The organism is Paenibacillus sp. VCA1 (assembly GCF_031583795.1).
Lineage (GTDB): Bacteria > Bacillota > Bacilli > Paenibacillales > Paenibacillaceae > Paenibacillus_AQ > Paenibacillus_AQ albilobatus.
Genome location: NZ_JAVLSX010000010.1, coordinates 140,948 through 154,666, shown reverse-complemented (window position 1 = coordinate 154,666; position 13,719 = coordinate 140,948). Strand labels below are relative to the sequence as shown.

The window sequence follows — 13,719 nt, the reverse complement described above, 5'->3', positions numbered from 1 at the left end:
GGGAGGCGCCAATGCGGCCTTCCGCTTTCTTAAATCCAAGGCTCGGTGGGGAGAAAAAATGATGGAAGAGACCTTAACGAAAAAGCCTTTCGTCCGCAAACCGAAAAAAGGGAGAAGGCAGCCGGTGACCTGGTCCTTGATCAAAAACCAGCGGCAGTTGATCTGGATGTCGGTCCCTTTGCTGGCGTATATCATCTTGTTTTCTTACGTGCCGATCTGGGGCTGGACGATGGCTTTCCAGGATTACAAGCCGGCCCTCGATTTTGCGGATCAAAAATGGGTGGGATTCAAGCATTTCAAGTTTTTGTTTCTTGACGACAATTTTTTGCGGGTACTGCGCAATACGCTCGCCATGAGCGTCATCAATCTGGTATTGGGGTTCGTGACGGCGATTGTTTTGGCGCTTTTGCTGAACGAAATCAAAAAAGTAGTTTGGAAACGGGCGGTACAGACCATTTCCTATTTGCCGCATTTTCTGTCCTGGGTCATCGTCACCGGCATCGTGGCGACAACCTTGGCTTCGGACGGCATCGTCAACGACATTTTGATGAAGCTTCATTTGATTAAGGAGCCGATCCTGTGGCTTAGCGAAGGCCATTATTTTTGGGGCGTCGTCGGCGCTTCCCACGTCTGGAAGGAAGTCGGCTGGAACACGATCATTTATTTGGCCGCCATGTCCTCCATCGATCCGGCGCTGTACGAAGCCGCCGAAATCGACGGGGCCAGCCGGTACAAGAAAATGTTCCACGTCACGCTTCCGGGTATCAAGCCGACCATCGTCATTTTATTGATCATGTCGATCGGCCACATCCTGGAAGCGGGTTTTGAGGTGCAGTATTTGCTGGGCAACGGGCTTGTCGTCGATTGGGCGGAAACGATCGACATCTTTGTGCTGAAATACGGGATTGCCCAAGGCAACTATTCGTTGGCGACGGCCGGCGGCATATTCAAAACCGTCGTCAGCGTCACGATGCTGCTGTTCGCCAACTGGATTGCCAAACGACTAGGGGAAGAGAGGCTGTTATAGACATGGGAAACCAAACCATCACCCCGGGGGCGGCGCCGGCTGCTGCAATCTATAAACGGAACGGAAAAAGCCGGACCGAGCCGATCCTTTTTCATACATTCAATACGCTGTTCATGATTGCGCTTGTCGTGGTGACGCTGTATCCTTTCCTGAACACGATCGTCGTTTCGTTTAATGCGGGAAACGATACGATTCGCGGCGGACTTTACTTGTGGCCGCGGCAGTTTACGCTGCAAAACTACAAGGCGGTTTTCGCCTCGGGAACGATTTACGACGCTTTCCTGATCTCGGTGGCGAGGACGGTGCTTTCCACCGTGCTGAACATCTTTTTGACGACGATGCTCGCCTATACGCTCAGCCGAAGGGAATATGTATTCCGCAAGCCGATCACGCTCATTTTTGTGCTGACGATGTATTTTAACGCCGGTTTGATTCCGGGATATTTCCTGATGAAGGACCTGCATCTGATCAACACGTTCTGGGTCTACGTCGTTCCGTCGATGATCAGCGCGTTTAATATGATCGTTATCCGGACGTATATCGGCACGATCCCGGAAAGCTTGGTGGAGTCGGCGAAAATCGACGGAGCGGGGGATTTCAAAGTTTTTTGGCGGATTATTTTTCCGCTGTGCAAACCGGTGCTCGCCACCATCGCCCTGTTTGTCGCCGTAGGCGCGTGGAACTCATGGTTTGACGCCTTCCTGTTCACCTCGTCGCGGCAAGAGCTCAGCACGCTGCAATACGAGCTGATGAAGCTGCTGTCTTCCAGCATGAACGCCAACAGCAACCCGGCGGTGGCCAACGGGGCGGGCATGACGCAGGACGCGGCCGTTTCGATGGTGACGCCGCTGTCGATCCGGGCGGCGGTTACGATCGTGGCTTCCGTGCCGATACTGCTCGTCTATCCGTTTATGCAAAAATATTTCGTTGTCGGACTGAATGTGGGAAGCGTAAAAGAATAAGGGCAAGGGGGAGAAGTTTATGAATCAACCGAAAACGGCCGAGGCGGCGCTAAAAGACTTGTTTACAGACGACTTCAAGATCGGCGCGGCGGTCAGTTCCGGCACGATTCGGACGCAAGAGAACGTGCTGACGCGGCATTTTAACAGCTTGACGGACGAAAACGAGATGAAATTCGAGAATATTCATCCGTCGGAGGACGTTTACGCCTTTGGCGAGTCCGACACAATCGTCGATTTTGCGCGCCGGCACGGCATGGCTGTGCGGGGACATACGCTGGTGTGGCACAACCAAACCAGCGACTGGCTGTTTCAGGAGGCGGACGGACGCCCCGTCGGCAAAGGATTGCTGCTGGAGCGGCTTCGCTCCCATATTGAAACCGTTGTCGGACGGTACAAGGAAGATATTTACGCCTGGGATGTCGTGAATGAAGCGGTCGCCGACGAAGGCGACGAACTGCTCCGGCCGTCGAAATGGCTGGAAATCGCAGGTCCCGACTTTATCGCCAAGGCGTTCGAATTTGCGCATGAAGCAGATCCAACCGCCCGGTTGTTCTACAACGACTATAATGAATCCCATCCGCATAAACGCGACAAAATCTACGCCTTGGTCAAGTCGCTGCTGGATCAGGGCGTTCCGATCCACGGCATCGGCCTGCAGGCGCACTGGAACATTTTCGACCCGTCGCTTGACGATATCCGCGCGGCGATCGAGAAGTATGCTTCCCTGGGGTTGGAGCTGCAGCTGACGGAGCTGGACGTCTCGGTTTTCCGTTTTGACGACCGGCGGACGGACCTGCTCGAACCCGAACCCGGCATGCTGGAAAGGCAGGCCGAGGTGTACGAAGCGGTGTTCCGGCTGCTCAAGGAATACCGCGGGACGGTCAGTTCCGTGACGTTCTGGGGCGCGGCGGACGACTATACGTGGCTGGACGATTTTCCGGTGCGCGGCAGGAAAAATTGGCCGTTCCTATTCGATGAACGGCATCTTCCGAAACCGGCCTATTACCGCGTGGCGCAACTTGCGGAAATGTAAATTCCAGCGCTTCGCCATTGAAATTGGCCGGTGGTCCCGGCGGCAGCAGGGGAGGGCCCGAAGGGATGATAAAAGCAGATGGGAGAAGCGCTCTTTCGTGGAGCGCTTTTTCCATTGGTTTGGGATGGCCGTTCGAAGCAGGTCGGCCTGCAGGCCAAATACCGGTTGTCCGGGAGCATATAGCAGTGCCGCTTCGCAGCGCGGCCCGGGATCACGGACTCGTCATCCGGCGCATTTTTGGTGTACAATGCAGGCAGACACGGGATCTTCAAGGGGGAGAAGTCAGTTGTTGATTCATTTGGGGAAAAGGAACACGCTGCGCAACCAAATCTTTCTTGGATTCATGCTGGTCATGTGCATCATTTTGGCGCTTGTCGGATTTTTTATGTTCGATCGGGTTTCGGTGCTGCTGCGCAACAACGCCCAGAAGCATATTCAGCAGACCGCGGTGCAGGCCGCCGGGCAGCTGGACGCGCTGCTGCAGCAGATCGACATGCTGACGACGCAGGTGGCGACCGATGCGACGATCCAGTCGCTGCTGGGCAGGGAGGTGCTCGGGGAGCGGGTCAGCTTCGCCATGCGCCAATCGCTGCAGCAGGAGGTGCGCAAATACGAGGCTTACACGACGGGCATCCGGTCCCTGGAACTCTATACGACGGACTATCGGAGCCTTGTGCCTTTGTACGATCTCGAACTGACCGACCGGGTATCGAGCACGTGGATTCAAAGGGTGGACCAAAACGGGGGCAAGCTGGTTTGGCTCGGCCTCGATCCGCTGGATCCCGATACGGTTGTCGCCATCCGGCAGGTCAGGCTGATGGATCAGTCTTTCGCCCATGGCGGATATGTGCTTGTCCGGATCGACAAAAGTTATTTTGCGCTTTCGGATATCCGCTCCGCCACGGAAACCCAGGAGACGATGGGGTTGTTCGATGAAGCCGGCAGAAAAATCTTTTCGAGCTTCGGACCGGCCATTCTATCCAAGCAGGTGCTCCATCATGACGGGGAGACGATTGAGCTGGGCGGCAAAGCTTACATCGCCGTCGAAAGGCAGTCCAAAAAGACCGGCTGGGACCTCGTCATTTTGACGCCCGTCAATTATACGACCGAAGGCATTTCGGTGCTGCGCACGGTCATTATCGTATCCGGCCTTGCCGGGGCGCTGCTTTTCCTGATTTTAAGCTTCACGCTGTCGACGATGATTACCCGGCCGATTCTGAATCTGATCAAGGCGATGCGGGGGTCGAGGTTCGGCAATTTGAAGCGCAATACGATCGCATCCTCCACGATGGAGCTGCAGGAGCTGAACAATACGTATAACCAGATGGTGGATTCCCTCAACGAGCTGATCGAGGTCGTATACCAGAAAGAAATTATTCAAAGCCGGACGGAATTGAAAGCGCTGCAGGCGCAAATCAATCCCCATTTTTTGTTCAATACGTTGGAAGCGTTCTATTGGGCGCTGGAGGAGCAAGGCGAGGAAGAGCTGGCCCAAATCGTCGTAGCTATGTCCGGCTTGTTCCGGTATGTCATTAACCGGTCCGATGACGAGGAATGGGTGACGATCGGGGACGAGCTCGATCATGCCGGCAGGTATTTGACGATCATGAAAATGCGTATGCTTGACCGGCTTTCTTGGCGTATTGAAGCCGATGAGGCCTGCCGCTACGTTCCGCTGCCGAAGCTGCTTATTCAGCCGCTCGTCGAAAACGCCATTTTGCACGGCGTCGAGCAGCGCACCGGTCCGGGCATGGTCGTGCTGCAGGTGCAGCCGTCGGAGCGGGCGGGGTACACGCGCATCACCGTAACGGATGACGGCCCGGGAATGTCTCCCGAGAAAATATCCTCGATTTACGAAGCGATGCGCGAAGGCTACATGAGTTCCTCCAAAGGGAAAGGCGTCGGCATCGTTAACGTGGAGCGGCGCCTCCGGCTGTATTATGCGGATATAGCGGAAGGACTTGTCATTCGCAGCCAGGAAGGGAAAGGCACGGTCGTTTCCTTGGAAATACCTGATGACGGAAAGGGGAGATCCCAATGAAAAACATTCTTGTTGTAGACGATGAGCCGCGGACAAGGGAAGGCATACGCAAAACGTTGGAGATGTGGTCTTCGGGTCGTTACCGGATCGAAATCGCCGCGAGCGGAGGGGAGGCGCTGTCTTGGCTGGAGAGCCATGAAGCGAGCCTGCTGGTGACCGACATCCGGATGCCGGAGATCAACGGGCTTGAACTGGTGGAACGGATCGGCCGCATGCCCCATCCTCCGGTCGTCATTATTATTTCGGGCCATTCCGACTTTGAATACGCGCGCACGGCGTTGAAATTCGGGGTCGTCGATTATTTGCTGAAGCCGCTGGACAAAACGAAGCTGGTACAGGCGGTGGAAACGGCGCTGCAGCGGGAGCAGTTGAACGATAAGATCGAACGGATGCAGAAGCTGGTGGATCCGAAGCTGCTGGAAACGGTTCGGGAAGAGAAGGTTTATAGCCCTCAGGTTCAAAAAGCGCTGCTCTATATCGACGAGCATTTGGCGGAGTCGGTATCCTTGCGCGAAACGGCCGAACATCTGCACATGAATGCCAGTTATTTCAGCGTTCATTTCAAGGAGCAGACGGGCCTTACGTTCAGCGACTACGTCACGAGAAGGAGAGTGCAGCGGGCAAAGGAGCTGCTGACCGGCACGCGGCTTTCCATCGCCGAAGTGGCGGAGCATGCCGGATATCAGACGCCCAAATATTTCGTGAAGGTATTCCGGGACCTGGAAGGCGTGAGCCCGGGGCAATATCGTCAGCAGTGGCTGGATCAGGACGCGAAAATCCAATAAAAGTGGTATGAGTCCCAATCTCTCTGACCTTACGGCTTAGCCGACACGCTGATACACTTTAGGTAAGCGGTTGCAACCGATGCAGATAATGAGAAAAGGGGCTGTGAAAGATGTTCGGTAAAAAATGGGGCGTTCTGCTGTTGACGCTGTGCGTGGCGTTGTTTGCGGCCGGCTGCGGCCAAAAGGATGGAGGTTCAAGCGCATCCTCGTCCGAAGGCGGCGACAAAGCCGGCGAAAAAGTAACGATCAAGTTTATGCATTTATGGCCTGAAGGCGTATCCGCCGGGCAAAACAAAATCGTGAACCAAATCATTGGCGACTATCAAAAAGAGCATCCGAACGTCACGATCAAGCAGGAGGTGCTCGACAACGAGCAGTACAAAAACAAGCTGAAGGTGCTGTCCGCTTCCAACGAGCTGCCGGACGTCGGCGTCACCTGGGCGGCCGGTTTCCTGAAGCCATACGTGGAAGGCAACCTGTTTGCTCCGCTGGACGACCTGCTGGGCGGCGAGCTGAAGGATAAATTCGTGGCCGGCACGACCGAAGCTTACGCCATCGACGGAAAAACGTACGCGCTTCCGCTCGAGTTCAACATTGCGCCGATTTATTACAACAAAGCGATTTTCAAGAAATACAACCTCGAAGTCCCGCAAACCTACGAACAATTTAAGGCGCTATCGAAAACGCTTTCCGACAACGGCATCGCTCCGATTGCCCTCGGCAACAAAGACCGCTGGACCGGTTCGCTCTGGTACATGTACCTGGCCGATCGCATCGCCGGACAAAAAACGCTTGCGGACGCGATCGCAGGTTCCGGCTCGTTCAAGGATCCCGGCCTGGTGCAAGCCGCGAAAGAAGTGCAGTCGCTGGTAGACAGCAATGCGTTTATCAAGGGCTTTAACGGATTGTCCAACGAGGAAGGCAAATCCGAATTTTTGAACGGCAAAGCGGCCATGTACTTGATGGGCACGTGGGAGCTGCCGAACTATACGACCAATGAAGACATTCCGAAAGAATTCCGCGACAACGTCGGCTTCTTCAAATTCCCGACGGTGGAAGGCGGCAAAGGCAATATCGACAGCTGGGTAGGCGGACCGGGCGTTGGTTTGTTCGTGTCCCAAAATTCCGAAGTGAAAGAGGAAGCAAAAGCGTTCGTCGAGTATTTCGTGAAAAAATGGGGCGAGCAATCGGTCACCGGCGCGGGCGTCATTCCGGCGACCAAGGTGGATACGTCTTCCCTCGATTTGCCGCAATTGTACATTGACCTCTTTAACGAAATGAACAAAGCGAGCAGCATCACCCTGTTTGCCGATGTACAGATGCCGGCCAACGCTGCCGAGACGCATCTGAACAATATTCAGGCGCTGTTCGGCAAAGCCGTCTCCCCTGAACAATTCTCGGAAGAGCATGACAAGGCGATTGCGAAGGGCAACTGACGAGATCTGAAAAGACGGGAAAACGCAGAAATGCACTTTATCCGGCCGCCAGGCCGGATAAGTTTTTCCCGGAAGCCTTGATCATGAAAGGAGTGGGAGACGATGGACAAAGTGATGTCCAACAAAAAAATGATTGCCCTGTACGTACTGCCTGCGCTGCTGCTTATTCTGGCTATCGTTTATATTCCGATCGTGCTGACCGCTTATTATGGATTAAACCAGTGGAACGGGATCGGCAAGATGAAGTTTATCGGGCTCGATAATTACGCGGCTTTGCTTTCGGACCGGACCTTCTGGAACAGCGCCTGGCATTCCCTGCTGCTTGCCGTTTTTTCCTGCGCAAGCTTGCTTATTTACCTGGCGATTGCGATTGTGCTTGCAACCCGGATCAAAGGCGCCAATCTGTTCCGGAAAATTTATTTGATTCCGATGCTGCTGTCCTCGGTCGCCATCGCCCAGCTGTGGCTGCGGATTTACCATCCGTCGAACGGCATCGTGAACAGCGTGCTGGAATCGCTTGGTTTCGCCAATCCCCCTGCATGGCTGTCGGAGCCGAAGCTGGTGTTGTTCGCCCTCTTCGTTCCGATTTTGTGGCAGTATGCGGGTTTCTATATTTTGATCTATTACGCCGCGCTCAAAAACATCCCGTCCTCGCTCGAGGAGGCGGCGAAAATCGACGGGGCGAACTCCTGGCAGATTGCCTGGAGAATCAAGCTGCCGCTTGCGATGGAAGTCATCAAGGTGACGATCGTGCTGGCGGCGGTCGGTTCCTTGAAATATTTCGACCTGATCTACGTCATGACCGACGGCGGGCCAAACGGCTCCAGCGAAGTGATGGCGTCCTACATGTACCATACGGCGTTCCGGGCTTACGATTTCGGATACGGCAGCGCGATCGGCTTTTTTCTGCTGGTGATCTGCCTCATCGTGACCTGGGTCATCCGCAAGCTCACCGCCACAAAAGATACGATCCAATATTCTTAAGGAGGGCCGCTATATGACGTCCGAAGCTTTGTTGCCGCCTGCCCGGCAGATGTCGCCGAAGTCCAAGACGGGCAAAAAAATCGGTTACGGCGTCCTGTACATCGTTTTGACGGCCGTTGCCGCCCTGCAGCTGCTGCCGCTCGTCTGGCTGTTCTTTTTCTCATTGAAAAACAACCAGGAAGTGTTCAACCTGCCGCCGCTTTCGCTCCCGACCCATTTCCGCTGGGAGAACTACGAAAAGGTATGGAGCGCGGGCAACATCAGCGTATATTTTCTGAACAGCGTCTGGATCACGATCGCCGCGTCGGCGTTGACGATCATGCTGGGCAGCCTGGCGACGTTTGCCATGACGCGGATGAAATGGAAGGGAAGCTCCCTTGTGCTCGGTCTGTTCATGGTGGCGATGATGATCCCCGTCCATTCGACGCTGATCCCGCTGTTCAGCATGTTCAACAAGGCCGGGCTGACGAACAATCCGCTGTCGCTGATTTTGTCCTATGTGGCGTTTAATATGCCGATCACGATCATGATTATGCTCGGCTTTTATTACGCGCTGCCGAGGGAGGTGGAGGAGGCGGGGGTGATGGACGGCTGCTCCGTCAACCGCTTGTTTTTCCGGATCGTGCTGCCGATGACCAGCTCGGTTATCGCCACAACGGGCATCATCAACATGATTTACAATTGGAATGAATTTATTTTCGTCAATACGTTTATCAGCTCGGATTCGTACAAGACGCTGACGGTCGGGGTGCAAAACTTTATCGGCCAGTACACGACCGACTGGGGTTCGATCGGGGCGACGCTGATGATCAGCATTTTGCCGATCCTGATCATGTTCCTGTTCCTGAGCGATCGGATCGTGGAAGGCATCGCCGCCGGTTCGGTGAAAGGTTAAACAGAAGCAAAAGCTTGCCGCGAAGATTGGTTATAGTCTTCGGGCAAGCTTTTATGCTGCCGGCAGACGGCTTGCATAAAAAGTCCCTTCCAATAACACGTGGAAGGGATTTAATTGTATATAACGGAGGACTGGCGGTAAAGGGGGACCGAGGATGTGCCAAGCAAAAACGATCTGCCTGGGCAGACCGTCTTCGATGAACCAGTTGGGGCTTCCTTACCGCGCGATATAGCTGAAATAATCGAAATCGGCGTGTTGGCGCCGTCCGGACGTGTCCTGGCATTGCATCCCGACGAACGCGCCCGTGAAGAACCCGCCGCCCTGGATGTAGTCATCCGACAGCTTGTAGGAGTCGAACGTTACCGGAATGACCGACCAGGTTTTACCGTCAAACGAATAGGAATAACGATAATCGTCGTAATCGACGTCGACGCGCAAGTTTACGTATTCCACCTCGTCCGGAACCGGTATTTCCCGGCCTTTCAAAGGTTGGTCGAAGACAAAATTATCGCAGGAAACGAGCTCCAAAATGCGGCCCTTTTCTTCGTTCCAGGTGATCTGGCAGGACGTCCAGTTTTGGGTGTTGTAATAATTGACGAGCCCTGCGGATTGCTGGAAGGTTTGCGGCTGAAAGGCCACCTTCGTTTCGGCCGTAAATTTGAAATGCTGCCAGCGCCGCGCCACGTAGGCCTGCGTGAATTTGGACGTCAGCGATTCCCGGCCGTACAGGCGCAGATGTCCGGGGCGGTCGGTGAGCGACAACGTATCCGGTCCTAACGGAATGCGCAGATTTTGAAAATGCAGGTTCAGCACGCCGTCGTTGAAGTCGTCTTTTTCCGGAATGTCCGGTTCCCACGGCGCTTCCGGAATGTTCGGGCCTTCGATTTCCAGCGCGGGGGAGTTTCCGCCTACGACGTAAGGCCAATCGCCCCGCCATTCCAGACGCTGGATCGCCGTCTCCCGGCCGAGCGGGCAAAACCCGCGCGGATCGAGCAGCGGCTGGCCTTCCCGCGGCAGCGGCCGGCCCGTCAGATGAACGAGGAACCATTCATCGGTATGGGTCTGCACAATCGAGGCATGTCCGGCTTTTTGCAGCGGATTGCGCGGCGTGGACCAGGAGGAGATCAACGGATTTTCCGGGTGCACCTCGTAAGGGCCGCGAAGTTGTTTGGAGCGCGCGATCGTCGCCTGATGGTCGTAACGGGTGCCGCCTTCGGCGGTAAGCAGGTAGTAGTAGCCATTGATTTTATACAGATGCGGTGCTTCGGTCAGCTTGATGTCGGTGCCTTTGAAAATGATTTCCGGTTTGCCGACGAGCTTTTGCGCCTCGGCGTCGTATTCCTGCAGCACGATGCCGTAAAACGGATGATGGCCGACGCGCTGGTCCCACATCATGTTGATGAAATATTTTTTGCCGTCCTCGTCATGGAACAGGGATGGGTCGAACCCGGAGCTGTTCATATGGACCGGCTCGGACCATTCTCCGTCGATCGTGTCGCAGGTGACGAGATAGTTATGGCAGTCCTTCCATTGTCCTTCCGTCACTTTGACGTCGGTGTAAATGAGCCAGAACCGTTCGTCAGCATAAGACAATTGGGGCGCCCAAATGCCGCCCGAATCCGGATTGCCCGTCATGTTGAGCTGGCTGAGCCGGTTGAGAGGCCTGGATACCAGGCGCCAATGCTTCAAGTCTTTCGAATGGTAGATCCCGACTCCGGGAAACCACTCGAACGTCGACACGGCAATATAATAATCTTCGCCGGCCCGGCAAATGCAAGGATCGGGGTTAAACCCCGTCAGGATCGGATTTTGAATGATGGCCATCGTAACACTCCTCGTGGTATGAAATTACCCATTCTTCTCAAAAGGAGAACGGATTGGAGTTTATGTTATAATGACTACATCTTATCAATGATTTTCGGGCGATCCCATGCCCAAGGCATGCATGTTTTTACCCATTTCAATCACGTTTTTGATCGCCTATGGAATCAAGCGAAGGAGCTGGTGGCAAGTGGAATTTGCGATGGACCGCATACGCAAGGAAGTGATGCTTCCCGACATCGATTCGACCTTTCGCGTGTTTGCCGCCCATTGGCGCACGGTCGCCGGGGATTGGAGTTATCCGATTCACAGGCATCCGCTGTTCGAAGTGAATCTCGTGCTGGAGGGAACGCAGGAGATGTGCGTGAACGGCAAACGTTATATCCAAAAGCCGGGCGACCTGATGCTGCTCAATCCTGGCGATCCGCATGAAAGCCGGGTGATCGGCGAGGAGGACATGACGTATTATTGCCTTCATTTCGACGTGGACGAACCGTCGTTTCGCGAGCTGCTTTGCCGGAACCACGCCTGTTTCCATAAAGCGGGCAGCCCGCTGTCGGAAGCGGTACGTCCCGCGCTGGACCGGCTGCTTGCGTTGACCTCGGACGAAACCGCCGCGCGCGTGGACTCGCGGATGAGAATTTTGTCCGCTTTGTTCGAGCTGTTCGCAGGCATTAGCGGGACGCTTTCCGGGCAGGAGACGGACGCTTCGCATTCGCGATACTCCCTTATCGCTTCCCGGGCGGCGTCGCTTCTGGAACGGGAGGTCGAGGAGACGCGGGAGGGCGGCGCCCGAGACTCCGGCGACACGATCGCGTCCGCCGCCGCGGCGGTCGGCTACAGCCCGTCGGCGCTCAACCGGATTTTCGCCCAAGTCTACGGGATGTCGCCCCGGCAATATTTATCTGCGCTGGTGCTGAAAAAATCGAAGCTGATGCTAATGGATCCGGAGCTGTCGGTCGAAGCGATTTCGGCCCGGCTCGGCTATAAAAACATCGCGCATTTCAGCAGGCAGTTCAAGCGTTGGACCGGAGAGTCCCCGAGCCGGTTTCGCAGCCGGTATTACAAATAGGCGCGAAGCCGGCAAGGTTAAGGAATAGTTGACATGAACATCCGATTTCACTATACTTTTGATAATCTTATATACGGCATGCGTTGAAAGAGCCCAGTAGCAAGCTTGGTCCCTGTTCCAGAAAGCCGGGGGTGGTGGAACCCGGTACAAACGAAGCTTAGCGAATTACACTCTGGAGCATCCCGGGTAATGCCGGGCGGAATCGCGAACGATATTTCGCGAAAAAGAGCGGCATGAATGGCGCGCGGCAGCGCGAAAGCCATTGATGCAATGTGGGTGGTAACACGGTTATTCAATCGTCCCTATGTCTAGAATTAGACAAGGGACGATTTTTGTTTTTCAACGCGAAATCAATGGTTCGTTATAAGGGCATTACGAAATTAAAGGGAGTGTTTTGCATTGAATATTATCGACGAACTTGAGTGGCGCGACGCCATCAATCAGCAGACGGACGCCGAAGGGCTCCGGGAATTGACAAATCAAAAATCGATCTCGTTATACTGCGGGGTGGACCCGACCGGGGACAGCATGCATATCGGCCACTTGATCCCTTTCATGGTGCTGAAGCGGTTCCAGCTTGCCGGCCATCGTCCGGTCATTTTGATCGGCGGAGCCACCGGAACGATCGGCGATCCGAGCGGGCGCACAACCGAGCGTTCGCTGCAGTCGCTGGAACAAGTCCAGGCCAACGTGGACGCGCTGACAGCGCAGCTGAAAAAATTGTTTATGACCGAAGGCGACAATCAAATCCGGTTCGTCAACAACTACGACTGGACGCATAAAATCAACGTCATCGAATTTTTGCGCGACTACGGCAAAAACTTCAGCATCAACGCGATGCTGGCCAAAGACGTCGTAGCGAGCCGACTCGAGAGCGGCATTTCCTTCACGGAATTTTCCTACCAAATCCTGCAGTCGCTGGATTTCCTCCATTTGTACCAGCATGAGGACGTGCAGCTGCAAATCGGCGGTTCCGACCAATGGGGCAACATTACGAGCGGCCTGGACCTGATCCGTAAAAAGGAAGGATCGGAAGCGAAAGCGTTCGGTCTGACGATTCCGCTCATGCTCAAAGCCGACGGAACGAAGTTCGGCAAAACCGCGGGAGGCGCTATCTGGCTGGACCCGAACAAAACGACGCCGTTCGAATTCTACCAGTTCTGGGCGAATACCGACGACCGCGACGTCGTCAAATACTTGAAATACTTTACGTTCCTGTCCCAAGAGGAAATCGGGGAACTTGCGCGCAAGGTGGAAACCGAGCCGCATAAACGCGAAGCGCAAAAAACGCTCGCCGAAGAAATGACCCGATTCGTGCACGGCGAAGAAATGCTGGAGCAAGCCAAACGCATCACGGCCGCTTTGTTCAGCGGCGACATCAAATCGCTGACGGCCGATGAGATCGAGCAGGGCTTCAAAGAAATGCCGACGTTCGAAGCGACGAAGGAATCGAAAAACATCGTCGACTGGCTGGTGGACCTGGGCATCGAACCTTCCAAACGCCAGGCCCGCGAAGATATTAACAACGGCGCGATTTCGATGAACGGCGAACGCGTGACGGATTTGGCGCTGGAAGTGACCGCGGAGCACGCGATCGGCGGCCGCTTCATCATTATCCGCAAAGGCAAGAAAAACTACAGCCTGGTCAAAATATCGTAAAAAA

At 54.8% G+C, this 13,719-nt stretch carries 11 protein-coding genes and 1 other annotated feature; of the genes, 10 read left to right on the top strand and 1 reads right to left on the bottom strand.

Going from position 1 to position 13,719, the window contains the following annotated elements; genetic code table 11:
• The first annotated feature begins 61 nt into the window (after positions 1 to 61).
• The 8 genes from RJP21_RS22325 (at position 62) to RJP21_RS22290 (ending at position 9,163) form a co-directional block, all read left to right on the top strand.
• Positions 62 to 1,027 carry an ABC transporter permease gene (locus tag RJP21_RS22325; RefSeq protein WP_310861356.1) on the top strand — a complete coding sequence of 322 codons (966 nt, stop codon included), beginning with the start codon at positions 62 to 64 and terminating at the stop codon, positions 1,025 to 1,027.
• A gap of 2 nt (positions 1,028 to 1,029) precedes the next feature.
• Entirely contained in the window at positions 1,030 to 1,989 is a 960-nt protein-coding gene (locus RJP21_RS22320; RefSeq protein ID WP_310861262.1) for a carbohydrate ABC transporter permease, read from the top strand.
• 19 nt (positions 1,990 to 2,008) lie between these two features.
• On the top strand, positions 2,009 to 3,022 hold the full coding sequence (locus tag RJP21_RS22315) for an endo-1,4-beta-xylanase (protein WP_310861261.1): 1,014 nt from the start codon (positions 2,009 to 2,011) through the stop codon (positions 3,020 to 3,022).
• 343 nt (positions 3,023 to 3,365) lie between these two features.
• Positions 3,366 to 5,063, top strand: coding sequence for a cache domain-containing sensor histidine kinase (locus tag RJP21_RS22310; RefSeq protein WP_397386262.1), 1,698 nt, complete (start codon positions 3,366 to 3,368; stop codon positions 5,061 to 5,063).
• Positions 5,060 to 5,848, top strand: coding sequence for a response regulator (locus RJP21_RS22305; protein WP_160040622.1), 789 nt, complete (start codon positions 5,060 to 5,062; stop codon positions 5,846 to 5,848). Before RJP21_RS22310 ends, RJP21_RS22305 begins: the two co-directional genes overlap by 4 nt.
• 110 nt (positions 5,849 to 5,958) lie before the next feature.
• Positions 5,959 to 7,284 carry an extracellular solute-binding protein gene (locus RJP21_RS22300; RefSeq protein WP_310861260.1) on the top strand — a complete coding sequence of 442 codons (1,326 nt, stop codon included), beginning with the start codon at positions 5,959 to 5,961 and terminating at the stop codon, positions 7,282 to 7,284.
• A 102-nt stretch (positions 7,285 to 7,386) separates the two neighbouring features.
• Positions 7,387 to 8,268: a carbohydrate ABC transporter permease gene (locus RJP21_RS22295; RefSeq protein ID WP_310861259.1), complete on the top strand. Its 882-nt coding sequence runs from the start codon at positions 7,387 to 7,389 to the stop codon at positions 8,266 to 8,268.
• A gap of 49 nt (positions 8,269 to 8,317) precedes the next feature.
• Entirely contained in the window at positions 8,318 to 9,163 is an 846-nt protein-coding gene (locus RJP21_RS22290) for a carbohydrate ABC transporter permease (protein WP_397386261.1), read from the top strand.
• A 216-nt stretch (positions 9,164 to 9,379) separates the two neighbouring features.
• Here the strand turns inward: RJP21_RS22290 and RJP21_RS22285 are convergent, their stop codons facing one another.
• A complete protein-coding gene (locus RJP21_RS22285) occupies positions 9,380 to 10,987 on the bottom strand; it encodes a glycoside hydrolase family 43 protein (RefSeq protein WP_310861257.1) in 1,608 nt (535 codons plus the stop codon).
• A 187-nt stretch (positions 10,988 to 11,174) separates the two neighbouring features.
• Between RJP21_RS22285 and RJP21_RS22280 the strand changes: the two genes are divergently transcribed.
• The gene (locus RJP21_RS22280) at positions 11,175 to 12,056 is read left to right on the top strand and encodes a helix-turn-helix domain-containing protein (protein ID WP_310861256.1); all 882 of its coding nucleotides are present in this window, start codon (positions 11,175 to 11,177) and stop codon (positions 12,054 to 12,056) included.
• A 74-nt stretch (positions 12,057 to 12,130) separates the two neighbouring features.
• Positions 12,131 to 12,363, top strand: a binding site (T-box leader).
• A gap of 92 nt (positions 12,364 to 12,455) precedes the next feature.
• Complete coding sequence (gene tyrS, locus RJP21_RS22275; RefSeq protein WP_160040607.1) at positions 12,456 to 13,715, top strand: tyrosine--tRNA ligase; 1,260 nt, start codon at positions 12,456 to 12,458, stop codon at positions 13,713 to 13,715.
• The last annotated feature ends 4 nt before the right edge of the window (positions 13,716 to 13,719 follow it).

Excerpts from the sequence above, each read along its gene's own strand:
- RJP21_RS22315 (WP_310861261.1), top strand. The coding sequence starts at position 2,009 with ATGAATCAACCGAAAACGGCCGAGGCGGCGCTAAAAGACTTGTTTACA.
- RJP21_RS22290 (WP_397386261.1), top strand. The coding sequence starts at position 8,318 with ATGTCGCCGAAGTCCAAGACGGGCAAAAAAATCGGTTACGGCGTCCTG.
- RJP21_RS22295 (WP_310861259.1), top strand. The coding sequence starts at position 7,387 with ATGGACAAAGTGATGTCCAACAAAAAAATGATTGCCCTGTACGTACTG.
- RJP21_RS22310 (WP_397386262.1), top strand. The coding sequence starts at position 3,366 with ATGCTGGTCATGTGCATCATTTTGGCGCTTGTCGGATTTTTTATGTTC.
- RJP21_RS22320 (WP_310861262.1), top strand. The coding sequence starts at position 1,030 with ATGGGAAACCAAACCATCACCCCGGGGGCGGCGCCGGCTGCTGCAATC.
- RJP21_RS22305 (WP_160040622.1), top strand. The coding sequence starts at position 5,060 with ATGAAAAACATTCTTGTTGTAGACGATGAGCCGCGGACAAGGGAAGGC.
- RJP21_RS22285 (WP_310861257.1), bottom strand. The coding sequence starts at position 10,987 with ATGGCCATCATTCAAAATCCGATCCTGACGGGGTTTAACCCCGATCCT.
- RJP21_RS22325 (WP_310861356.1), top strand. The coding sequence starts at position 62 with ATGGAAGAGACCTTAACGAAAAAGCCTTTCGTCCGCAAACCGAAAAAA.
- RJP21_RS22300 (WP_310861260.1), top strand. The coding sequence starts at position 5,959 with ATGTTCGGTAAAAAATGGGGCGTTCTGCTGTTGACGCTGTGCGTGGCG.